Source organism: Allobrachymonas sp., from assembly GCF_041912815.1.
GTDB lineage: Bacteria > Pseudomonadota > Gammaproteobacteria > Burkholderiales > Burkholderiaceae_C > Brachymonas.
The window spans coordinates 100,530-122,358 of the sequence record NZ_JAYRLV010000008.1 but is presented as its reverse complement, the minus strand read 5'-3'; the positions used below and the strand labels follow the sequence as shown (position 1 = coordinate 122,358).

Sequence of the window (21,829 nt, the reverse complement as noted above, 5' to 3'; positions counted from 1 at the left end):
TTCGTGATCGTGTGGCTCTGCCTCCTGGAGGTGCATGCACGGCTGGTGCACTGGCATGACGGTCTCTCTCTTTCCCTTCGCCGCGATGTCTTCCTCTCCTTCCATCCATCCCCGCGACGTTCTGCTTGGTGCCCAGGGTGCTGCAGGCATGCTCCCCGTATGTGACCACTACTGCGGGGTAGAGGATCGGATGCGCAAGAGCCTGCAGCTGCAGCAGGAGCTCATGCAGGAACATGGCACCTGTGTCTTCGATGTCACGCTGGACTGCGAGGATGGGGCGCCGGTTGGTCATGAATCCGAACATGCGGCCATGGTGGTGGAGATTGCCCGCGCTGCCGCTCCGGATGCACGTGTTGCGGTGCGGGTGCATCCGGTTGACCACCCCGCATTTGCCGAGGACGTGTCTGTGCTGGTGGGGGCTCTTCCGGAGCGCTGGTGCCATGTGATGATTCCCAAGGTGGAGTCTGTACAGGATGTCGAACGGGCCGTGAAACAGGTCGATGCAGCCGGTGGGGTGTCGCTGCCGCTGCATGTGCTGCTTGAGTCACCGCTGGCTGTGCACCATGCCTTTGCCATTGCAGCCCATCCGCGCGTGCAGTCGATCAGTTTCGGGTTGATGGATTTCGTGTCGGCCCATGGGGGCGCCATTCCCGGAGAGGCCATGGGGGTGGAGGGACAATTCAGCCATCCGCTCGTGGTGCAGGCCAAGCTGCAGATCGCCACGGCCTGCCATGCCCATGGAAAAACCCCTTCTCATTGCGTGGTGACCGAGTTTCGGGATGCAGCGGCCATTTCGCGTGCAGCTCAAATGGCAGCCCGCCAATTCGGATATACCCGCATGTGGAGTATTCATCCGGGGCAGATTCGGCCCATATTGGCCGCCTTTGCACCGACCGACGCCGAAATGGAAATGGCATCTGAAATCATACTCGCGGCGGCACGGGCCGATTGGGCACCCATCAGTCACAAGGGAACATTGCACGACCGGGCCAGTTATCGGTATTACTGGCAGGTGCTGGAACGTGCGCATGCCACTGGAAAATTATTGCCACAAGATGTGCGTGGATATTTTGCTTGAGGGAATCGTCCGATAATTTGCGGTTCCTGGACTCATTCATCTGAAAGACCATTCATGAAAAAACTGATTTCCATGCTGACCGTGCTGGCACTGGCCAGCAATGGCGTGTTCGCAGCCGAAAAGGTCGAATCGACCTCCCACGGCAAGGCCAAGGTGGCACACAAGGTGACAGGGGGCCAGAAGGCCTCCGGCAAGTCGGCATCAAAGAGCACAAAGAGTTCCAAGAAGCCCGTGAAGCGGTTCGTGAAGCTCAAGAAGGCGCTCAAGGTCAACCCGCTCACCGGCGCCAGCGCCCCGGTTGCACCGGTACGTCCTGCCGGGTTGCCCTTCCCGGCGCCTGCCCTGGCTGTGTATACGGGCACCATGCAATGCGAGCTGGGCACGCGGGTCACGGTGACCCAGGATGCCCAGAATCCGCTGATGTATGACGTGCATGCAAGCAATGGTCGCCGCTACTCCATGCAGCAGGTTCCGACCAGTACCGGCGTGGTCCGGCTGGAGGACAAGGCTGCAGGTGCAACCTGGATGCAGCTCGGCAACAAGTCCATGCTGATGGATCAGAAGCGTGGTGAACGTGTGGCCGATCAATGCCAGAACCCTCAGCAGGTGCAGAGAGACCAGGAACTGAAGGCGCATCCGGTCAATCTGCTGCAATGAAATCGTCCGCAAGGATGTCATTCCCCCCTCATCAAGGCCCGGTGGTTCGCGTGAACCGTCGGGTGTGATGCTCCCTTACCCCCGAAGAAACCAGGAGAACCCCCCATGCTGAAAGCCTACCGTGACCATGTGGCCGAGCGTGCCGCGCTCGGTATCCCGCCGCTGCCGCTGTCTGCCAAGCAAACCGAGGAGCTCATCGAGCTGCTCAAGAATCCTCCCGCAGGAGAAGAGCAGGAGCTGCTGGACCTGATCACGCACCGCGTCCCTGCAGGCGTGGATGATGCGGCCAAGGTCAAGGCGTCCTACCTGGCAGCCGTGGCACTCGGCAAGGAAAAGAGCCCGCTGATCGACCGCAAGAAGGCCACCGAGCTGCTGGGCACCATGCTGGGGGGGTACAACATCAGCGCACTCATCGAGCTGCTCGATGACGCGGAAGTCGGAAGCGTGGCGGCGGAGGGCCTCAAGCACACGCTGCTCATGTTCGACCAGTTCCATGACGTCAAGGAAAAGGCCGATGCAGGCAATGCCAATGCCAAGGCCGTGCTGCAGAGCTGGGCCGACGGCGAGTGGTTCACCAGCCGTCCGGATGTGCCTGCCAGCATCAGGATCACTGTGTTCAAGGTCCCCGGTGAAACCAATACCGATGACCTGTCGCCTGCACCCGATGCCTGGAGCCGTCCCGACATTCCGCTGCATGCGCTGGCGATGCTCAAGAATACCCGCCCCGATGCGCCCTTCAAGCCCGAGGAAGACGGCAAGCGCGGCCCGGTGAAGTTCATCAACGACCTCAAGGACAAGGGCAATCTGGTGGCCTATGTGGGCGACGTGGTCGGAACCGGTTCGAGCCGCAAGTCGGCTACCAACAGCGTGCTGTGGTGGACCGGCGAAGACATTCCCTTCGTGCCGAACAAGCGCTTCGGTGGCGTGTGTCTGGGCAGCAAGATTGCCCCGATCTTCTACAACACCATGGAAGATGCCGGTGCGCTGCCGCTGGAAATCGACGTGGCCCAGATGAACATGGGCGACGAGGTCGAGCTCAAGATTGACCATGCCTCCGGCAAGGTCACGGCCTTCAAGAATGGCCAGCAGATTGCCGAGAGCACGCTCAAGAGCGATGTGCTGCTCGACGAGGTGCGCGCAGGGGGCCGCATTCCCCTGATCATCGGCCGAGGCCTGACGACCAAGGCACGCGAAGCCCTGGGTCTGCCGCCCTCCACCCTGTTCCGCCTGCCGCAGAACCCTGCCGATCCCGGCAAGGGCTACAGCCTGGCCCAGAAGATCGTGGGCCGTGCCTGCGGTCTGCCCGAGGGCAAGGGCGTGCTGCCCGGTACTTACTGCGAACCCAAGATGACGTCCGTCGGTTCCCAGGACACCACGGGCCCGATGACGCGTGACGAGCTCAAGGATCTTGCCTGCCTCGGCTTCTCCGCCGATCTGGTCATGCAGTCGTTCTGCCATACGGCTGCCTATCCGAAGCCCGTGGACGTGAAGATGCACCATGAGCTGCCCGACTTCATCAGCACCCGTGGAGGGGTGGCGCTCCGTCCGGGCGACGGCATCATCCATTCCTGGCTCAACCGCATGCTGCTGCCGGATACGGTGGGTACCGGTGGCGACAGCCATACGCGTTTCCCGATCGGCATCAGCTTCCCTGCAGGCTCTGGTCTGGTGGCCTTTGCGGCAGCAACGGGCGTGATGCCTCTGGACATGCCGGAATCGGTGCTCGTGCGCTTCAAGGGCACCATGCAACCGGGCGTGACGCTGCGTGACCTCGTGCATGCCATTCCCCTGTATGCCATCAAGCAGGGCCTGCTGACGGTGGAGAAGAAGGGCAAGAAGAACATCTTCTCGGGTCGCATCCTCGAAATCGAAGGGCTGCCCGATCTGAAGATCGAACAGGCCTTCGAGCTGGCAGATGCTTCGGCCGAGCGTTCCGCTGCCGGCTGCACCGTGGCGCTCAACGAAGCTCCGGTCGTGGAATACCTCAAGAGCAACATCGTGCTGCTCAAGACCATGATCGCCAACGGCTACCAGGATGCCCGCACTCTGGCACGCCGCATCCGCAAGATGGAAGAGTGGCTCAAGGAGCCCAAGCTGCTCAAGGCCGATGCCGATGCGCAGTACGCCGCCGTGATCGAGATCGACCTCGACGAGATCAAGGAGCCCATCGTGTGCTGCCCGAACGATCCGGACGATGCCAAGACGCTGTCCGATGTGGCAGGTGCCAAGATCGACGAGGCCTTCATCGGTTCGTGCATGACCAACATCGGGCACTTCCGTGCGGCTGCCAAGCTGCTCGAAGGCAAGCGCGACATTCCGGTCAAGCTGTGGGTGGCTCCGCCGACCAAGATGGACCAGCAGCAGCTCACCGAGGAAGGCGTGTATGCCACCTTCGGCATGGCCGGTGCACGTACCGAGATCCCCGGCTGCTCGCTGTGCATGGGCAACCAGGCGCAGGTGCGCGAGGGTGCAACCGTGATGTCGACCAGCACCCGCAACTTCCCGAACCGTCTGGGCAAGAACACCAACGTCTATCTGGGCAGCGCAGAGCTGGCTGCAGTCTGCTCCAAGCTGGGCCGCATTCCGACGAAGGAAGAGTATCTGGCCGACATCGGTGTCATCAACAAGGACGCCGGCCGCATCTATCGCTACATGAACTTCAACGAAATGGAAGAGTTCAACGAGCAGGCAGACAAGGTCAACGTCTGATCCGCTGCTGACGGTGGATTCTGCATGCCGCTTCGGCGGCCTGCGGAGTGCCACACGGCAGCCATAGCACCCACGGACTTCCGTCGCCATGACGGCAGTCCGTGGGTTTTTTCATGGTGCCTGGCCTCGGGTCCGCCATGGACCGAGGCATGCGACGGCATGCAGTGAGGGGCGTCAGCTCACCAGCCGGGCAATCAGGGCACCACGGAAGGCCTGTCCCAGAGGCAGCCAGACCTGCAGGGGGCTGCCGTTGGCGGTGTGCAGGGGCTGGCCTTCAGCCGAGCGCATGGCTTCGAGAGTGATGGTGCGGTTGCCGGAAGGATGGATGATTTCGAGCCGGTCACCGACCGAGAACCGGTTCTTGACCTCGACGAGCACCCAGTCGTCCTGGGTGTCGCTGATACTGGCCTGACCGACGAACTGGCTGCGCTGGGTCTGGGAGCTGCCGGTTTCGTAGTTCTGGTAGTCCTGGGCCGGTCGGCGTTCGAGAAAGCCGGCGGTGTATCCGCGGTTGGAGAGACCTTCGAGCTCGGTGATGAGGGTGGGGTTGAACGGACGGCCTGCCATGGCGTCGTCGATGGCACGGCGGTAGATCTGGGCCGTGCGGCTCACATAGTAGAGGGACTTGGTGCGGCCCTCGATCTTGAGCGAATCCACGCCGATGCGCGTGAGTCGCTCCACGTATTCGATGGCACGGAGATCCTTGCTGTTCATGATGTAGGTGCCGTGGTCATCCTCCATGATCGGCATGAGGGCGCCGGGGCGTCCCACTTCCTCGATCAGATAGACACGATCGGCGAGGGGATGCCGGTGGCCATCGCCGGTCGCGGCTGCATCATGGCCCGTGGCGGCGAAGGTCTGTTCGGCCTGCTGGCGTTCGGCTTCGACATCGAAATCGGCTTCCATGGGAGTGCCGAGGGCATCTCCGGTGTTGGGATCGACGTCGGCATCGTGGGTGGTGTAGTTCCAGCGGCAGGCATTGGTGCAGGTGCCCTGGTTGGGGTCGCGCCGGTTGAAGTATCCGGACAGCAGGCAGCGGCCACTGTAGGCGATGCACAGGGCTCCATGCACGAACACCTCCAGCTCCATGTCGGGGCATTCCTGGCGGATGCGTTCGATCTCGTCGAGACTGAGTTCGCGCGAGAGGATGATGCGGCTCACCCCCACGCGCTGCCAGAAGCGCACGGCTGCATAGTTGACCGTGTTGGCCTGTACAGAGAGGTGGATGGGCATGTCGGGCCACTTTTCGCGCACCATCATGATGAGACCGGGGTCGGCCATGATGAGGGCATCGGGTTGCATGGCGATCACGGGTTCGATGTCGCGCAGATAGGTCCGTACCTTGTCGTTGTGCGGGAGCAGATTGCTGGTGACGAAGAATTTCTTGCCGCGCGCGTGGGCCTCTGCGATGCCCTGCTGGAGCTGTTCGAGCCGGAATTCGTTGTTGCGGGCACGCAGGCTGTAGCGGGGCTGTCCGGCATAGATGGCATCCGCACCGTAGTCGTATGCTGCGCGCATCTTGTCGAGGCTGCCGGCGGGGAGCAGGAGTTCGGGGGCTTTCAGGGGGGCATGCATGGAGAGGACCGGGCTCGGAAATGGAAACTCGGAATTGTCGCGCGTTTGGCGCGGGGCGTCATGTCGGCAGGCTGCAGGGAGCTGCACCGCAAGGGATTTGCGCCGCATCAAGCACACCGTGGGGATGGGCGGGCAAGTTCGTCGACAATGCATCCATGAATCAACATGCATGGACGATTGCCGGTGGTGGCATAGGGGGGCTGGCAGCGGCTGTCGCGCTGGCAAGGGAAGGGGTGCAGGCACAAGTGGTCGAACAGGCTTCTGCCTGGGCGGAAGTGGGAGCAGGCATCCAGCTGGGGCCCAATGTGACCCGGATCCTGCGCGACTGGAATCTGGAGGAGGAATTGCGGGCCTGTGCGTCGTTCCCCGATGCGCTCGTGGTGCGCGATGCGGTTTCCGGAGTACGCCTTGGCCAGCTCAGGCTGGGCCGTGAATGCGTGCAGCGCTACGGAGCCCCCTACGCCACGATCCATCGGGCTGACATGCATGCCCTGCTGCTGCGCGAAAGCCAATCCATGGGGGTGCAGACTCGGCTGCACCATCGGGTGACGGCGTGGACTGCGGCGCCTGAAGGAGGGCTCGCCCTGTCGATCCGGAACGTGGGCGCGTTGGACGAGGGGGCTGGTGCATTGCAGTCCGAGCCGATCGACGTGAGGACCGAGGCACTGATCGGGGCGGATGGGCTGTGGAGCACGGTCCGAGGGGAATTGCTGCCGGGAGAGGCTGCGCCGCGGTTTTCCGGCATTCTGGCCTATCGGGCCCTGGTGGCCCAGGCGGATCTGCCCGAGGCCCTGCGCAGTCAGGTGGTGACTGTGTGGCTCGGTGCCGGCATGCACATGGTGCAGTATCCGGTGCGGGGCGGTTCACATCTGAATGTGGTGGCGCTGGTGGAAGGCCCCCGTCCCGAAGATCTGCAGAACTGGGACCATGCTGCCAATGCGGGACATCTGCGCAGGGTTCTCTCTGCATACGGCAGGGAGGTGCAGGCGCTGGCGGAGGCCATTGCCCAGTGGCGGCTGTGGCCGCTGTGTGACAGGCCGCCGGTGGCTTCGGCCGACCAGATGGCGCGGGGGCGGGTGGCGTTGCTCGGGGATGCCGCGCATCCCATGCGTCCGTTCATGGCACAGGGAGCCTGCATGGCCATCGAGGATGCGGCGACACTGGCGTTCTGTGTGGCGACGCGCCCGGACGGAGCGATTCCCGACCTTCTGCAGCACTACGCAGCGCTGCGCTGGCAGCGCTGTGCGCGTGTGCAGCAGCGATCCATCCGGAATGGGGAGATATTCCATTGCACGGGCCTGATGCGTTGGGGACGTGACTGGGCCATGCGCCTCGGCGGGGAGCACCTGCTTGATGTGCCCTGGCTCTATGGGCACGAAGTGCCGGTACGGCAGCATGCCTGAGGCCGAAACTGCCGTGCGCACCGGGGCGCACGCTGACGGAATGGACGGCCCATGCGGGAGGATCATGACATGCGGATACGTGGGGGACTGGCTGTGCTGCTGGGCGCAGCGACATTGACCGGGTGCGGCATGGGGCAGGGGGCTTTTACCCCCAATGCCGGAGAAATGCCGCCTGCCATTCAGGTCGATGGGCTCATGGTGGGGACTTCGAGCCGGATGACGCTCTATGTCTCCGATGCGGATGCGCCGCAGGTTTCGCGTTGCAATGGGCCGTGTGCCCAGGAATGGCCCCCTCTGCTGGCATCGGAGAAGGATCGGGATCGGGGCGATTTCAGTGTGCTGTCCCGGGCCGATGGGCGTCGGCAATGGGCACTGATGGGGCGCCCCCTCTATTTCTGGAGCCAGGAAAACCGCCCCGGCGAGGCGGCAGGGGAGCAGCAGCCGGGCTGGCATGCATTTCGGGTTGCACCCTGAGCCGGGCAGCAAAGTGCGAGCGTGAGGAGGATAGGGGAAACGTGCCTTCTTCAGCTCCTCCTGCAGAGGAGGGGGGCTCAGAAGGATTCAGGCAGGGCCGGCAGTCCGTGGCACCGTCGGGCGCGGAGGCATCCATCGCTGCCGGGTTCGAGCTCCCGGCAGGGGCTGGAACGCCATTCGTAGATGCCACAGCGCGCCTCGGTACCGATGGTGCCGACCAGCGCGGCACAGCGAGGAGGTGCATGGTCGGTGCCGCGCATGCGCATCACCCTGCCGGTGACGGGAACCGTGAGCCCATCGGGGACCGGGCCGCCTTCCGAAAGCAGCTCCTCACGCGCGAAATCGACCCGGAATGCGGCACAGCAGGCGCCGCATGTGGTGCAGAACGTCGTCATGCAGACCGTGTGACGCCAAGGCGCATCAGCCCTGCAGGCGTCCCAGCAGCAGGTATTCCATCAGGGCTTTCTGCACATGCATGCGGTTCTCGGCCTCGTCCCAGACAACGGACTGCGGGCCGTCGATCACGTCGGCCATGACTTCCTCGCCTCGATGGGCAGGCAGACAGTGCATGAACAGGGCATCCTTCTTGGCCAGGGCCATCATCGGGGCATCGACGCACCAGTTGGCAAAGGCCGTGCGGCGTGCTTCGTTCTCCGCCTCGTAGCCCATGCTGGTCCAGACATCGGTGGTGACCAGATCGGCGTTGACGCAGGCCTCGCGCGGGTCCTTGAAGAGCCGCACATGGTCGCCGAGTTCGACGCCGGGTATGCTGCTGTCGATGCCGTATCCGCTCGGGGTGCTCACATGCACGGTGAAGCCGAGCAGCTTGGCGGCCTGCAGCCAGGTGTTGGCCATGTTGTTGCCATCGCCCACCCAGGCGACGACCTTGCCCTGGATCGAGCCGCGATGTTCGATGTAGGTGAAGATGTCGGCCAGGATCTGGCACGGATGGAACTCGTTGGTCAGACCGTTGATGACGGGCACGCGCGAATGGGCAGCGAAGCGCTCGATCTTGCTTTGCTCGAAGGTGCGGATCATGACGATGTCCGTCATGCGGCTGATGACACGGGCACTGTCCTCGATGGGCTCTGCACGGCCGAGCTGGCTATCGCCGCTGGTGAGGTGCACCACATTGCCGCCGAGCTGGTACATGCCTGCCTCGAAGCTCACGCGCGTGCGCGTGCTGGCCTTCTCGAAGATCATGGCGAGGGTGCGATCCACCAGCGTCATGTGCTTTTCATAGGCCTTGAACTTGCGCTTGATGAAGCCGGCGCGGTCTATCAGGTAGGTGTAGTCGGCAGCGGAGAGATCGGTGAACTGAAGGTAGTGCTTGATCATGATGGGTGTCGGTTGCGTGGGCAGGGGCAAAAGAGGAGCGCAGGGCGGACGCCCCGACCTCACTCGGCCAGGAACTGCTTGACCAGGGGGACGAGGATGGCGACGATCTCGTCGGCCTCGGCCTTGGTGAGGATCAGGGGAGGCACCAGGCGGATGACGCTGTTGGCCGTGACGCTGAACAGCAGGCCGTTTTCGGCGCCACGCTGCAGCAGCTCGGAGCAGGGCTTGGCCAGCTCGATGCCCAGCATCAGGCCGTGGCCACGGACTTCGATCACGCCGGGCACACCCTCGAATCCCTTCTCCAGGGCGTGCTTGAGATGCTCGCCCACCTCGGCCGCGTTGTCGAGCAGGTGCTGCTCTTCCATGATGCGCAGCGTCTCGACTCCCGCACGCATGGCGAGCGGGTTGCCGCCGAAGGTGGTGCCGTGGTTGCCCGGCTGCAGCACTTCGGCCGCCTTGGGCCCGGCCACCACGGCGCCGATGGGCACGCCAGAGCCGAGCCCCTTGGCAAGACTCATCACGTCGGGGTGGATGTCGGCCCACTGGAATGCGAACCACTTGCCGGTGCGGCCCAGACCACACTGGATTTCGTCGAGCATCAGCAGCCAGCCTTGTTCGTCGCAGTAGCGGCGCAGCTGCTGGAGGAATTCCACGTGCATGGGGCGGATGCCGCCTTCGCCCTGAATGGGTTCGAGCAGCACGGCCACCACGTTGGGATTGCCTTCGGTGGCGCGGCGCAGGGCCTCCATGTCGTTGCGGGGCACGCGGATGAAGCCTTCGACCAGCGGCTCGAAGCCGGCATGCACCTTGGGGTTGCCGGTGGCACTCAGCGTGGCGATGCTGCGACCATGGAAGGCGTTCTCGAACACGACCACTTCGGCCCGGTCGATGCCTTTCTGGTGCCCGTACTTGCGGGCAATCTTGAGGGCGGCCTCGTTGGCTTCCAGACCGGAATTGCAGAAGAAGGCGTTGGTCAGCCCCGACAGACGCACCAGCGCGGAGGCAAGCTGTTCCTGACCGGGCACGTGGTAGTAGTTCGAGCAGTGGATGAGCTTGGCCACCTGGTCCTGCAGGGCGCTCACCAGCTCGGGATGGGCATGGCCCAGGGTGTTGACGGCAATGCCGCCCAGGGCGTCCAGGTATTCTCGCCCCTCGGTGTCCCACACGCGGCAGCCCTTGCCATGCGACATGGCAATCGGCAGGCGGCCATAGGTGTTCATGACATGGGGGGACAGGGAAGACACAGGATCGGACATGGGCGGCTCCATAAAAAAGCATCCGCACAGGCCCGCAAGAGGCGTGTGCGGAAAGAGGGTGTTTTCATTGTAGAACATGCACTCCCGCGATGCAGGGTTCCGTGTCCGGGAGCTGCTGCATGCGGGGGAGGAGGTCAGCGCAATCCGCCTACGTACTGGTGGTCCTCGCCGTCGTCGGCATGGCCCTTGAGACGGTCAAACAGCCCGCGTTTCGGGGCGCGCTGCTCCTGGGGGGCACGCGGCATGAGCTGTTCGAACTTGCCGGCCCATTCGGCCAGTTCGACATCGCCCAGTTCCTGGGCCTTCTGGCGGGAGAAGACAATCATGGCTTCGGCGTAATCGGGGTGGGCCGCCATCCATTCGACGTCGGTCACACGCCCTGTCTTGCGGCGCAGCAGCACGTGCAGGCGGGCGGCGGTGGCGAGGCGTTCGCTGTCGGACATGGTTCAATCTCCTATGCGTTCATGATGGGTCGTGAGGTCGAGACCGTAGTGCTCCTGCCCGGCGCTTACGCGCAGCCCGAAGCCGAACTGCACGATCCAGGTCAGCAGGGCCGTCACGCAGGCGCTGTAGGCCAGGACTGCGCCTGCGCCCATGGCCTGGGTGGCCAGATCGGTGTGCTGCCCGCTGATGGCCGGATCGTTGAAAACGCCGGTGAGCAGCGAGCCTGCGAGCCCGCCGATGCCATGCACGCCAAACACATCGAGCGAATCATCCACGCCCAGCTTGTGCTTGAGCCAGGTCGCGCCCCAGAAGCAGGCCACTCCGCCGATGGCGCCGATGGCTGCAGCCGAGCCGATGCCCACGTAACCCGATGCCGGGGTGATGGCCACCAGCCCGGCAATGGCGCCGGAACTCATGCCCAGCAGGGTGGGGGTTTTCTTGACCAGCCATTCGGCGAGCATCCAGCCGAGCACGCCACAGGCTGCTGCCGTGTGGGTGGCGGCCATGGCCAGCCCCGCGCGTCCGTCCGCAGCCAGCGCAGAGCCGGCATTGAAGCCGAACCAGCCGATCCACAGCAGGCAGGCGCCCGTCATGGTGAGGCCGAGGTTGAAGGGGCGGAAGGGCTCCTTGCCGTACCCTTCGCGGCGGCCCAGGATGGCGGCGATGACCAGCCCCGAAATGCCCGCGTTGATGTGCACCACAGATCCGCCGGCGAAGTCCAGCACGCCGAGCTGGGCGAGCCAGCCACCGGGTTCCCAGACCCAATGCGCCACGGGCGCGTAGACCAGCAGGAACCACAGTCCCATGAGCACGAGCATGGGGCCAAAGCGCATGCGCTCCACGAAGGCGCCGACGATCAGCGCCGTGGTGATGACGCCGAATGCGAGCTGGAACATGCCGTATACCGATTCGGGCACATGGGGGGCGATGTGGCTCACCGCCACCTGGCCGCTGTGCTGGATGAAGTCGAGCCCCGCAAACCAGAAGCGCTCGGTGCCGCCGAGCCAGCCCGAGCCCGGCGTGAAGGCCAGGGAGTAACCCAGCAGCCACCATTCCACCGTCACCAGGGCCGAGATGGCCAGCACGCAGGCCATGGTGTTGAGCACGTTTTTGGTGCGTACCATGCCCCCGTAGAACAGCGCTACGCCAGGAAGTGTCATCAGAAGCACCAATGCGGTGCTTGTCAGCAGCCAGGCCGTGTCTCCCGCGTGGATGTCGGCGACAGGCGCGAGATGGGGATGGGCCGAGGAAGCCTGACTGGCCACCAGAAGCGCGAGACCGGTTGCCCAGGAGCAACAGGTACGGAGATGTGAATGCATGGAGATTCCCCCTGAAAAGACAAATGCGATGCGATGTCGCTGGTATGCGTTCGGGCCCGGGATGGGGGCGAGGTGCCACCGGGGCAGACACACAGGACAACTCGTGGTTGGAAGGTGGAACCGGCCGGGCAGATCGTCCGCGATCGAAAGGACGCAAACGGGGGGCAAAAAGCAAAACCCGTGCCACTCAATAGATTCAAAAGTTTTACATCATTTGAAGCGGGTGCCACCGGAGGGTGAGGACCGGTGCGCAGGCAGGAGCCGCACGGGAGCACGCACGGACTGTGCGAGGGGAGGCCAGGAGGGGGTGCGGGCACGGAATCCGTGGGTGGGCGGAGCCGTTCGGCGACCCCAATGCCGATAGGGATGTTGGGGAAAATCCCGAGAAAATACGTGTACTATTGCGCCCATTGACCACATGAGAGCATTCCGATCATGACCACTGCCGTAGACAACGCAGCTCCTGTCGAGGCCGCTTCTGCCGCTGCAGAAACCGCTTCCAGCGACCCCATCATCTTTACCGAGAGCGCCGCCGCCAAGGTGGCCGATCTGATCGCCGAAGAAGGCAATCCCGAACTCAAGCTGCGCGTTTTCGTGCAGGGTGGAGGCTGCTCTGGCTTCCAGTACGGTTTCACGTTCGACGAGATCGCCAACGACGACGACACCATCATGACGAAGAACGGGGTGTCGCTGCTGATCGATCCCATGAGCTTCCAGTATCTGGTGGGCGCCGAGATCGACTACAAGGAAGACCTCCAGGGAGCGCAGTTCGTGATTCGCAATCCGAACGCCACCACCACCTGCGGCTGCGGTTCGAGCTTCAGCGTGTAAGACACACTCTGGGCAGCCCTGCGCTGCCCTGTTTGGTCCTGCCGTTACGCTCCCTTCGGGGAGCGTTTTTCATGGGCGCAGGGGTGTTGGGTGGGCGTCCGGTGTCGGCGGGAGGCCTGTGGCATCATGGTCAGCCCCATTGGGGCCTGTGCTCTTTCCTCGCTAGTTTTCTGCATGTCTTCCACGTCTCCCGCGTCTCCAGCGTCTTCTTCCTCCGATGCTTCCAGTCGGTCTGTCCCGCCGGCAGGGTTCCCGGCTGACGCCACTGCTGCCGGTGAGACGGAGGCTGTGGCCATGGCCGCTGGCGTGCCTGCCTCAGCGGCGGAGCAGGCCCATCGCAAGCGCATGCTCTGGCTCGTGGCGATTGGGTTTTTCATGCAGACGCTGGATGCCACCATTGTCAACACGGCCCTGCCGGCCATGGCCGATGGTCTGCATGAGAGTCCGCTGCGGATGCAGTCGGTGCTGGTGGCGTATTCGCTGACCATGGCCATGTTCATTCCCCTCTCGGGATGGCTGGCGGACCATCTGGGGACGCGTCGCGTGTTCATGGGGGCGATTCTGGTGTTTGCGGCGGGGTCGCTGGCCTGCGGCATGTCCACGTCGCTGTCGCATCTGGTGATGGCCCGCATCGTGCAGGGAGCGGGCGGAGCCCTGCTGCTGCCGGTGGGGCGTCTTGCGGTGCTGCGAGCCTATCCGCGCGGCGAATTCCTGGCAGCCATGAGCTTCGTTGCCATTCCGGGGCTGATCGGCCCGCTGCTGGGCCCCACGCTCGGGGGCTGGCTCGTGCAGATGGCCTCGTGGCATTGGGTGTTTCTGGTCAATGTGCCGGTGGGGCTGGTGGGGTGGGTGGCAGCCCGGCAGCTGATGCCCGACTTCCGTGGCGTGACGCACCAGCCGCTGGATCTGGCCGGCTACGGGCTCTTGGCCCTGGGCATGGTGCTGGTGTCCCTGTCGGTGGACGGCATGTCCGAGTTCGGCATGCCTTCGGCCATTGCGCTGGTGGGGCTGATCACGGGGCTGGCCTGCATGGTGGCTTACTGGCTGCGGGCGTCGGGGCAGGAGCATCCGCTGTTTTCGCCCATGCTGTTCCGGGTGCCTGCGCTGTCCATCGGGCTCACGGGCAATCTGTTCTCGCGGCTGGGCAGCAGCGCAGTGCCTTTCCTGATTCCGCTGATGCTGCAGCTCAGCCTGGGGTTCACGCCTGCACAGGCCGGCATGATGATGCTGCCGATCGCCGCAGCCGGCATGGCCGTCAAGCGCTTTGCCACCTGGTCGATTACCCGCTATGGCTACCGCAGGGTGCTGGTCATCAACACCATGCTGGTGGGGGGGCTGATTGCCAGCTTTGCGCTGGTGGGGCGTGGCGAACCCATGTGGCTGCTGCTGGTGCATTTCGCCTGCTTCGGGGCCTGCAACTCGCTTCAGTTCACGGCCATGAACACGCTGACGCTGCGTGACCTCGACTCCGCGCAGGCCAGCAGTGGCAACAGTCTGCTGTCGATGGTGCAGATGCTGGCCATCAGCCTCGGGGTGGCGCTGGCCAGCACGGTGCTGGCCGGGTTCACCAACTGGCTCGGAGCGGAAGGGCATGCCGACCGGATGCTGACGGTGTTCCATGCCACCTTCATCTGCATGGGGGGCATGACGTTGGCCTCGGCCTGGATTTTCTGGCAGCTGTCGCCGCAGTCCGCCTGGGTGCGGCGCATGGTGCACGACATCGGTCCGGACTGATCGCGCCCGACTTTCCGCCGGGGGATGTGCTGCGGCTGCAGGGTTGGGGCGCGTACACTGGCGGGACGCCGCCGGATCGGTCCCTGTCCGTGGGGCGGAGACCTGTCCTCGATTCATGCACCTTGGGTCCGTTGTCGCCATGCATTTCCCAAGTCCCCGTACCCTCCTGAAGCTGTCGGCCGCTGCGGCGGTGACCACCATTGTGCTCAAGACGCTGGCCTGGTATGTGACCGGCTCGGTGGGGCTGCTGTCGGATGCCATGGAGTCTTTCGTCAATCTGGCGGGAGCCCTCTTTGCGCTGATGATGGTGTCGCTGGCCGAGCAGCCGGCGGATGCCGGGCATCCGCACGGACACAACAAGGCGGAATATTTCTCTTCCGGCTTCGAGGGCATGCTGATTTTCGGGGCTGCGCTCGGCATTCTGTGGACGTCGGTCGACCGCCTGCTGCACCCTGCGGAGCTGGAGCGGCTGGACTGGGGCATGGCCTTTTCGGTGGCCAGCACTGTGCTCAATGGAGTGGGGGCGTGGGTGCTGATCAAGGCGTCGCGGGTGCACCAGTCGATTGCGCTCGAAGCCGACGGCCGGCATCTGCGCACCGACGTGTACACCTCCATCGGCGTGATCGCCGGGGTGCTGATGGTGGAAGTCACCGGCTGGCTCTGGCTCGACCCGCTGGTGGCCATGGGGGTGGCGCTCAACATCCTGCGCGAGGGCTGGCACCTGATCCGCAATTCGAGCAACGGCCTCATGGACAGCGCCGTCGACGGGGAAACGGCCCAGCGCATCCAGCAGGTGCTCGACCGCTGTGCCCGGCAGGATGCGTGCCAGGGCGTGCCGCTGCGGTTCGACCACGTGGTCACGCGCCAGGCCGGCCAGCGCTGTTTCGTGTCGATGCACATGCACCTGCCTGCCGGACTCAGCCTCGGGCAGGCGGCGGCGCTGCGCAATGCCGTCGAGCAGCAGCTGGTGGATGCCGTGCAGGGGCTGCATGCCACCATCGAGATGATGCCGGTCGATGTGGAGCCCGTGCAGCCTTTGCCGGGAGTCGATGCGGTCATGCCGCGCACTGCCGTGCCGGAGTGAATCGGAGCAGCAGCTCTGGTCGACACGGGAGCGACAGCGGATAGGGCCTGCGGCAGGGAGATTCGGCGCAAGGAGGGGAGGGCCGCCGAGGGAAAGCGGAAAGAGCAGGGGCTGTCATGCAACTTTCATGCGCTCGCAGTCAAACCGTCATGTGCGGCCCCGACACTGGGCGCGTTGAACTTCAAGTTGCATGACCGCATGACCAAGAGTACGCCATCCATGAAAGAGCTTCCGACCCCGACCTTCGATCTCTCTCCCGCACAGCGGGGCCTGCCCGCGCTGCTGCGCAAACCGCTGCGGGCCTCTGCGGCTGTGCATGTGCTCTCGGATGTGCCCGTCTGCAGCACGGCGCCGACCCCCATCTCCACCGTGGAAACCCCTGCGCGCCGCGCCGGCAAGGCGGGCCTGGAGGCCCACTGGGCACGCCATCTGGACGAGGTGCGCGAGGCTCAGCGGCTGCGGCACGAGGTATTTGCGGTGGAAATGGGTGCCCGGCTTCCCTGCGAGCTGCCCGGGCACGATGTCGACATCTTCGACGATTACTGCGAGCACCTGCTCGTGCGCGATCAGGAAACCGGCATGGTGGTGGGCACCTACCGCGTGCTGACGCCGGCTCAGGCGCGCCGCATCGGCGGCATCTACAGCGATACCGAATTCGATCTGGTGCGTCTGCGGCATCTGCGCGCCAACATGGTGGAGCTGGGGCGCAGCTGCGTGCACGCCGACCACCGCCACGGTGGCGTGATTCTCGCCCTGTGGGGGGCGCTGGCCGAGTTCATGGCACGCAACCGCCTAGACACCATGGTGGGCTGCGCCAGCATCCCCATGCAGCACCAGGGCCTGCCGGGCGGGCATGCGGCTGCGAGCATCTGGGAACAGGTCCGCACCACCCATCTGGCGCCCATCGAATACCGCGTGACGCCCCGCCTGCCTCTGCCCGTCGACGAGCTGCGGTGTGAAGTCGCCGTGGAGCCTCCGGCACTGGTCAAGGGGTATCTGCGCATGGGAGCCAAGGTACTGGGGGCTCCGGCCTGGGATCCCGACTTCAACACGGCCGATCTGCCCCTGCTGATGCGGGTGCACGAGCTCCCGCCGCGCTATCGTCGCCTGTTCGATCTGCCGCAGGGCTGAATTGCCAACCCCCCCTGCCGGTGCAGGGGCGGACCAGGCTCCCGTGCGCGATGATCCGCGCCCCGTGCGAACAGGGCTGCGGTATAGTCGGCCCATGCACGCAGAAGGTGCACACATCTGCTTCCAGCTGCTTTCTTTTCACTGGGTCGGCAGGGCAGTGTGCTCTGCTCCGTACCGCTTCTTTTCGTCTTCATGGCCATCGCCGGAGGTTTCCGGTGCATGGCCGGATCTGCATTCCGTCTATGTCCTCCTCCCTCGTCCTGCTCGACCGCGACGAAAGTATTCTTGAATTCAATGCCCGCGTGCTGGACTGGGCGGCGCGGGACGAGGTTCCGCTCCTGGAGCGCATCCGCTTCCTGACCATCGTGTCGTCCAATCTCGACGAGTTCTTCGAGGTGCGCATGGCCGAGCTGCTCGACGCTGCACAGAACCACATCATCGAGGGCGACTTCACCGAGCAGCAGTATCGTCAGGTATCGGCCAAGGCCCATGATCTGGTGGCGCGACAGTACGACATCCTGCGTGACCAGCTCTCGCCCGCGCTGGAGGCGCACGGCATCTCCATCGTCTCCCATGCGCGTCGCACACCCGAGCAGCGCACCTGGGTGAAGCAGTTCTTCGAGTCGCAGGTCAAGCCGCTCCTGCTGCCGGTCAGCCTCGATCCGGCCCACCCCTTTCCTCAGGTGGCCAACAAGTCGCTCAATTTCATCGTCAAGCTCGGCGGCCAGGACGCGCTCGGGCGCTCCAACAGCATTGCCATTCTCAAGGTGCCGCGCACCATCCCCCGGCTCATTCACATGCCGCCGCAGCTGTGCGGCGGACAGGACCTGCTGGTGTCGCTGCCCAGCATCATCCGTGCGCACCTCGATTCATTGTTTCCCAACCGGGTGGTCGAGCAGCTCTCGCAATTCCGCATCACGCGGCATTCCGACCTCGCCGTGGACGAGGACGACATGAACAACCTGCGCATGGCGCTGCGCGAGGGGCTGCAGCAGCGGCACTTCGGCAAGGCTGTGCGGGCGGAGGTGTCGTCCAACTGTCCGCCCGAGCTTGCACAGCTTCTGTGTCACCAGTTCAATCTTCCGGCCGAGTCGCTCTATCGGGTGCATGGCCCCGTGAATCTGGTGCGCATGGGCATGCTCATCGATCTGGTCAACAAGCCGCAGTTTCTCTTTCCGCCCTATGTGCCGAGCTATCCCAAGGCCCTGCGCGGGAGCGAGTCGATGTTCGACCGCATCCGTGAAGGCGATGTGCTGGTGCATCAGCCCTTCGAGAGTTTCGATGCGGTCCTTGACCTGCTGCGCGAGGCTGTCAACGACCCCAACGTGCTGGCCATCAAGCAGACCATCTACCGTACGGGCTCCGATTCCGAGCTCATGACGCTGCTGCGCGATGCAGTCCGTCGGGGCAAGGAGGTCACGGCACTGGTCGAGCTCAAGGCACGCTTCGACGAAGAAGCCAACATCAACTGGGCGGAAAAGCTCGAATCCGTCGGGGCGCAGGTGGTGTACGGTGTCGTGGGCATGAAGACCCATGCCAAGATGCTGCTCATCACCCGTCGAGAAGGGCGCAAGCTCAAGCGCTATGGGCACCTTTCCACCGGCAACTACAACCCGCGCACGGCCCGGCTCTATACCGACCTGAGCTATTTCACGGCCGACGATGCGCTCACCGGCGACATGCAGAAGGTGTTCGTCCATCTGGCAAGCCAGAGCGAGATTCCTGCGCTGTCGCGCATGGTCATGGCGCCCTACCGGCTGCAGCAGCACATGGTGCAGCGCATTGCACAGGCGGGCAGGGCAGCCGCAGCCGGCAAGCGTGGCCGTATCGTGGCCAAGATGAACGCGCTCACCGACGAGGTGCTGATCCAGGCGCTGCTCGATGCGGGGCGCAAGGGCGCGCAGATCGACCTCATCGTGCGGGGCGCCTGCATGCTGCCGGCGCAGCTCGAAGGCGTGAGCGACCATATTCGCGTGCGCTCCATCATCGGCCGCTTTCTGGAGCATTCGCGCGTGTTCTACTTCGGCATCGACGAGGCCGAGCATCTCTACCTGTCGAGCGCCGACTGGATGAACCGCAACATGCTGCGCCGCATCGAGCTGGCCTGGCCTGTCACGGAGCCGCAACTCAAGGCTCGTATCATCGACGAGTGTCTGCTCGCCTACCTCTACGACGAGGCCCTGTCCTGGCAGATGCGCCCCGATGGCAGCTATGCGCCGCCTTCGGCACCGCTCGATGCACCGCGCAACGTGCAGCGTGCGCTGATGGACCGGTATCGCGGCAATGGCAGCAAGCCTTCCGGCAAGACCGGGCGCAAGGTGGTGGCGCGCAAGGCGCGTTGACCGGTCCTGGCTTTCCTGGGACAGGCGGGCCTTCGCGGCAGGGGCGGGACGTTTTTTCGGACTGGCCCCGGACCGGCGTCCTCGCCAGGACACTGGCCGGCCTCATGTGACAAGGAGCCCTGGCATGGATCTGATTCTCTGGCGGCACGCCCAGGCGGTGGATGCCGATGACCATATCGACGACCTCAAGCGTCCCCTCACGCGCGAAGGCGAGGAACAGGCCAAGGAAATGGCGGTCTGGTTGCGGCGGCATCTGCCCGCCGATACGCGCGTGCTGGTAAGCCCGGCACTGCGCACGCGCCAGACTGCACTGCGCCTGACCAAGAACGGCTACACCATCTGCCAGGAACTGGCGCCCAACGGCCAGGTCGATGATCTCTTGCGTGTGGTCGGATGGCCGGATGCCGGAACTGCTGCCCTGGTGGTCGGGCACCAGCCCACCCTCGGCCTTGCCGCCCAGCGTCTGCTGGGCATGCAGATGCCCTGCGCGATCAAGAAGGGATCCGTATGGTGGCTGCAGTCGCGCGAGCGAGAGGGAGAGTCGCAGATCATTCTGCGTGCGGTGCAGAGTCCGCGCCTGCTGTGATGCATCCCCGGGGATGCCGCACCCCGGGCGGGCGCAGCAGACGCCTGCCTGACCCTGATCCGGGCGTTCTTTCTGAGGCAGAAGGGCCGGCACGGCCCTGCCGTGTTTATTTCACCACCACCTTGAAGCTCAGGCCGATCCGGTCCCAGGCGTCGGTTTCCTGCCGCAGCAGGTACATGGACTGCGGGTAGCTGGCGGCCCAGTCCCTGGAGACGCTCAGGGTGAAGCCCAGGGACGGTGCCACACGCCGTGCGAGACGCATGTCGTCGAGTACCGGCGTGCGCCGGGCATGGCAGAAGATGACGGCGAGCCGCAGGCTCAGCAGCAGCGAGACGAACACGGCGTCGCTGAAGTCGGTGTCGAGCTTGTGCAGCTTGCCCCGGTGGCCCAGCACCAGCAGGCTCAGGTAGTGCAGCTCGGGCAGGGCAAAGCCGGGAGCCTCGGCGTGGTCGAGGATGTAGGCGCCATGGCGGTGGTAGTTGCTGTGCGAGATGTGGGCGCCGATTTCATGCAGGCGTGCCGCCCAGCGCAGCTTGCGTTCGCGCCGTTCGGCCAGCACCGAGTCGTCGAGATGGGGCATCTGGCGGTAGAGGCTCATGGCTGTGCGCTCGACGCGCGTGGCCTGCTTGTGATCCACACAGAACTTTTCCATGAGCAGGGCCACCGATTCGGCGCGGAGATCGGTGGTGGACTGTTCACGGTCGATCAGGTCATAGAGCACCCCCTGGCGCAGGGCACCCTGCGCCGCAGCCATCTCACGGATCTGCAGCACCTCGAACACGGCCATGAGCACGCACAGGCCTCCTGCCAGCACGGGCTTGCGCTCGTCCTTGAGGCCGGCGATGGTGAAGCTGGTCAGGTCGCGTGCCTTGATCAGCCGCTGCCGCAGCCACAGCAGGCCTTCCATGGTGACCATGCCGGGCGGAAAGCCTCCGGCAGCCAGGATGTCCGTCACGGCTCCAATGGTGCCTGACGAGCCGTAGGCCACGTCCCATTTGCCGGCACGAAAGGTCATTGCCGCCTCGTCGAGCATCGCGCGTGCGGCAATGACCGCCTTGCGGAAAGCTCCCTCGGTGTACTTCCCGTCTGGAAAGTAGCGGATCGACCACGTCACGCTGCCGACCTGGAATGATTCGAGCTGCTGGGCTTCCAGGTTCCGGCCCAGGATCATTTCGGTCGAACGCCCGCCGATGTCCACCACCAGCCGGCGGTCGGTCGAACGTGGGAGCAGGTTCGACACCCCCTGATAGATCAGGCGGGCCTCCTCGCGTCCCGATACCACGTCGATGGGAAACCCGAGGATCTGGTGTGCCTTGGACAGGAATACATCCCGGTTGGCAGCTTCCCGCAGCGTCTGGGTGGCCACGGCACGGATCTGGCTCGTGCGGATGCCGGCGAGTCGCTCGCTGAAGCGTGCGAGGCAGTCCCAGCCGCGCTGCATGGCCTCCAGCGAGAGGTTGTTGTTCTCATCAAGTCCGGCGCCCTGGCGCACGGCTTCCTTCAGGTATTCGACCCGGTGGATCTGGCCTCGGTCGTATTTGCCGATTTCGAGACGGAAACTGTTGGAGCCGAGATCAAGTGCGGCCAGTCGGGTGCCATTTCGCATGATGTTCCAGGAATCAGGGGCAGGAGCCACCGCTGCAGCAGGCCATGCCCTTGCGGGGAGCAGAGGCCGACCACAGAGGCGGGTCTGGGGGCAATGCCTCGCGCAACTTTCCACCCTGGTGGGGAACCCATGTCCTGACACTGGGAAAAGAAGGGAAGCACAGAGGGCACATGCCCTCTTTGGATGATAGCCCCTTTACCCCTGCACTCTCTGGGGATGTTGTGGTGGACAGCCGTCGCCTGAAGGCTCTCGGGTGTCACGA

Annotated in this window: 18 protein-coding genes; 11 read left to right on the top strand and 7 right to left on the bottom strand. The window is 64.5% G+C overall.

What is annotated here, in order from left to right; translation table 11 throughout:
• Positions 1 to 55 precede the first annotated feature (55 nt).
• From ACE3P9_RS08070 to acnB, 3 genes are all read left to right on the top strand, one after another.
• A complete protein-coding gene (locus ACE3P9_RS08070) occupies positions 56 to 1,078 on the top strand; it encodes a CoA ester lyase (protein ID WP_374493154.1) in 1,023 nt (340 codons plus the stop codon).
• Between the two features lie 54 nt (positions 1,079 to 1,132).
• A complete protein-coding gene (locus tag ACE3P9_RS08065) occupies positions 1,133 to 1,735 on the top strand; it encodes a hypothetical protein (protein ID WP_374493152.1) in 603 nt (200 codons plus the stop codon).
• Between the two features lie 105 nt (positions 1,736 to 1,840).
• On the top strand, positions 1,841 to 4,444 hold the full coding sequence (gene acnB / locus ACE3P9_RS08060) for a bifunctional aconitate hydratase 2/2-methylisocitrate dehydratase (RefSeq protein ID WP_374493150.1): 2,604 nt from the start codon (positions 1,841 to 1,843) through the stop codon (positions 4,442 to 4,444).
• 174 nt (positions 4,445 to 4,618) lie between these two features.
• On the opposite strand, the gene yegQ is transcribed toward acnB, so the two are convergent.
• The gene (gene yegQ, locus ACE3P9_RS08055) at positions 4,619 to 6,019 is read right to left on the bottom strand and encodes a tRNA 5-hydroxyuridine modification protein YegQ (protein ID WP_374493149.1); all 1,401 of its coding nucleotides are present in this window, start codon (positions 6,017 to 6,019) and stop codon (positions 4,619 to 4,621) included.
• Between the two features lie 155 nt (positions 6,020 to 6,174).
• Between yegQ and ACE3P9_RS08050 the strand changes: the two genes are divergently transcribed.
• On the top strand, positions 6,175 to 7,422 hold the full coding sequence (locus tag ACE3P9_RS08050) for an FAD-dependent monooxygenase (protein WP_374493147.1): 1,248 nt from the start codon (positions 6,175 to 6,177) through the stop codon (positions 7,420 to 7,422).
• Positions 7,423 to 7,491: 69 nt separating this feature from the next.
• Positions 7,492 to 7,896: a hypothetical protein gene (locus tag ACE3P9_RS08045; RefSeq protein WP_374493146.1), complete on the top strand. Its 405-nt coding sequence runs from the start codon at positions 7,492 to 7,494 to the stop codon at positions 7,894 to 7,896.
• 77 nt (positions 7,897 to 7,973) lie between these two features.
• On the opposite strand, the gene ACE3P9_RS08040 is transcribed toward ACE3P9_RS08045, so the two are convergent.
• The 5 genes from ACE3P9_RS08040 to ACE3P9_RS08020 form a co-directional block, all read right to left on the bottom strand.
• Positions 7,974 to 8,291: a YkgJ family cysteine cluster protein gene (locus tag ACE3P9_RS08040; protein WP_374493143.1), complete on the bottom strand. Its 318-nt coding sequence runs from the start codon at positions 8,289 to 8,291 to the stop codon at positions 7,974 to 7,976.
• 25 nt (positions 8,292 to 8,316) lie between these two features.
• Entirely contained in the window at positions 8,317 to 9,234 is a 918-nt protein-coding gene (gene argF, locus ACE3P9_RS08035; protein ID WP_374493141.1) for an ornithine carbamoyltransferase, read from the bottom strand.
• A 59-nt stretch (positions 9,235 to 9,293) separates the two neighbouring features.
• Positions 9,294 to 10,490, bottom strand: a complete 1,197-nt coding sequence (locus ACE3P9_RS08030) for an aspartate aminotransferase family protein (protein WP_374493140.1) — start codon at positions 10,488 to 10,490, stop codon at positions 9,294 to 9,296.
• Between the two features lie 134 nt (positions 10,491 to 10,624).
• Positions 10,625 to 10,933 carry a hypothetical protein gene (locus ACE3P9_RS08025; protein WP_374493138.1) on the bottom strand — a complete coding sequence of 103 codons (309 nt, stop codon included), beginning with the start codon at positions 10,931 to 10,933 and terminating at the stop codon, positions 10,625 to 10,627.
• Positions 10,934 to 10,936: 3 nt separating this feature from the next.
• Entirely contained in the window at positions 10,937 to 12,253 is a 1,317-nt protein-coding gene (locus ACE3P9_RS08020; protein ID WP_374493136.1) for an ammonium transporter, read from the bottom strand.
• 435 nt (positions 12,254 to 12,688) lie between these two features.
• Between ACE3P9_RS08020 and erpA the strand changes: the two genes are divergently transcribed.
• The 6 genes from erpA to ACE3P9_RS07990 all read left to right on the top strand — a co-directional run bounded on the left by erpA (position 12,689) and on the right by ACE3P9_RS07990 (position 19,961).
• Complete coding sequence (gene erpA, locus ACE3P9_RS08015) at positions 12,689 to 13,084, top strand: iron-sulfur cluster insertion protein ErpA (protein WP_374493134.1); 396 nt, start codon at positions 12,689 to 12,691, stop codon at positions 13,082 to 13,084.
• A gap of 294 nt (positions 13,085 to 13,378) precedes the next feature.
• On the top strand, positions 13,379 to 14,818 hold the full coding sequence (gene mdtD, locus ACE3P9_RS08010; RefSeq protein ID WP_374493133.1) for a multidrug transporter subunit MdtD: 1,440 nt from the start codon (positions 13,379 to 13,381) through the stop codon (positions 14,816 to 14,818).
• A gap of 139 nt (positions 14,819 to 14,957) precedes the next feature.
• Complete coding sequence (locus ACE3P9_RS08005; protein ID WP_374493131.1) at positions 14,958 to 15,902, top strand: cation diffusion facilitator family transporter; 945 nt, start codon at positions 14,958 to 14,960, stop codon at positions 15,900 to 15,902.
• Between the two features lie 219 nt (positions 15,903 to 16,121).
• Complete coding sequence (locus tag ACE3P9_RS08000) at positions 16,122 to 17,033, top strand: GNAT family N-acetyltransferase (RefSeq protein WP_374493129.1); 912 nt, start codon at positions 16,122 to 16,124, stop codon at positions 17,031 to 17,033.
• Between the two features lie 242 nt (positions 17,034 to 17,275).
• The gene (gene ppk1 / locus ACE3P9_RS07995; RefSeq protein WP_374493128.1) at positions 17,276 to 19,375 is read left to right on the top strand and encodes a polyphosphate kinase 1; all 2,100 of its coding nucleotides are present in this window, start codon (positions 17,276 to 17,278) and stop codon (positions 19,373 to 19,375) included.
• Positions 19,376 to 19,499: 124 nt separating this feature from the next.
• The gene (locus ACE3P9_RS07990; protein ID WP_374493126.1) at positions 19,500 to 19,961 is read left to right on the top strand and encodes a histidine phosphatase family protein; all 462 of its coding nucleotides are present in this window, start codon (positions 19,500 to 19,502) and stop codon (positions 19,959 to 19,961) included.
• A 106-nt stretch (positions 19,962 to 20,067) separates the two neighbouring features.
• Here the strand turns inward: ACE3P9_RS07990 and ACE3P9_RS07985 are convergent, their stop codons facing one another.
• Positions 20,068 to 21,567: an exopolyphosphatase gene (locus tag ACE3P9_RS07985; RefSeq protein WP_374493124.1), complete on the bottom strand. Its 1,500-nt coding sequence runs from the start codon at positions 21,565 to 21,567 to the stop codon at positions 20,068 to 20,070.
• Between the last annotated feature and the right edge of the window lie 262 nt (positions 21,568 to 21,829).

Bases quoted from the DNA above. Each gene is read 5' to 3' on its own strand.
- ACE3P9_RS08070 (WP_374493154.1), top strand. From the start codon at position 56: ATGACGGTCTCTCTCTTTCCCTTCGCCGCGATGTCTTCCTCTCCTTCC.
- ACE3P9_RS08065 (WP_374493152.1), top strand. From the start codon at position 1,133: ATGAAAAAACTGATTTCCATGCTGACCGTGCTGGCACTGGCCAGCAAT.
- acnB (WP_374493150.1), top strand. From the start codon at position 1,841: ATGCTGAAAGCCTACCGTGACCATGTGGCCGAGCGTGCCGCGCTCGGT.
- yegQ (WP_374493149.1), bottom strand. From the start codon at position 6,019: ATGCATGCCCCCCTGAAAGCCCCCGAACTCCTGCTCCCCGCCGGCAGC.
- ACE3P9_RS08050 (WP_374493147.1), top strand. From the start codon at position 6,175: ATGAATCAACATGCATGGACGATTGCCGGTGGTGGCATAGGGGGGCTG.
- ACE3P9_RS08045 (WP_374493146.1), top strand. From the start codon at position 7,492: ATGCGGATACGTGGGGGACTGGCTGTGCTGCTGGGCGCAGCGACATTG.
- ACE3P9_RS08040 (WP_374493143.1), bottom strand. From the start codon at position 8,291: ATGACGACGTTCTGCACCACATGCGGCGCCTGCTGTGCCGCATTCCGG.
- argF (WP_374493141.1), bottom strand. From the start codon at position 9,234: ATGATCAAGCACTACCTTCAGTTCACCGATCTCTCCGCTGCCGACTAC.
- ACE3P9_RS08030 (WP_374493140.1), bottom strand. From the start codon at position 10,490: ATGTCCGATCCTGTGTCTTCCCTGTCCCCCCATGTCATGAACACCTAT.
- ACE3P9_RS08025 (WP_374493138.1), bottom strand. From the start codon at position 10,933: ATGTCCGACAGCGAACGCCTCGCCACCGCCGCCCGCCTGCACGTGCTG.
- ACE3P9_RS08020 (WP_374493136.1), bottom strand. From the start codon at position 12,253: ATGCATTCACATCTCCGTACCTGTTGCTCCTGGGCAACCGGTCTCGCG.
- erpA (WP_374493134.1), top strand. From the start codon at position 12,689: ATGACCACTGCCGTAGACAACGCAGCTCCTGTCGAGGCCGCTTCTGCC.
- mdtD (WP_374493133.1), top strand. From the start codon at position 13,379: ATGGCCGCTGGCGTGCCTGCCTCAGCGGCGGAGCAGGCCCATCGCAAG.
- ACE3P9_RS08005 (WP_374493131.1), top strand. From the start codon at position 14,958: ATGCATTTCCCAAGTCCCCGTACCCTCCTGAAGCTGTCGGCCGCTGCG.
- ACE3P9_RS08000 (WP_374493129.1), top strand. From the start codon at position 16,122: ATGAAAGAGCTTCCGACCCCGACCTTCGATCTCTCTCCCGCACAGCGG.
- ppk1 (WP_374493128.1), top strand. From the start codon at position 17,276: ATGTCCTCCTCCCTCGTCCTGCTCGACCGCGACGAAAGTATTCTTGAA.
- ACE3P9_RS07990 (WP_374493126.1), top strand. From the start codon at position 19,500: ATGGATCTGATTCTCTGGCGGCACGCCCAGGCGGTGGATGCCGATGAC.
- ACE3P9_RS07985 (WP_374493124.1), bottom strand. From the start codon at position 21,567: ATGCGAAATGGCACCCGACTGGCCGCACTTGATCTCGGCTCCAACAGT.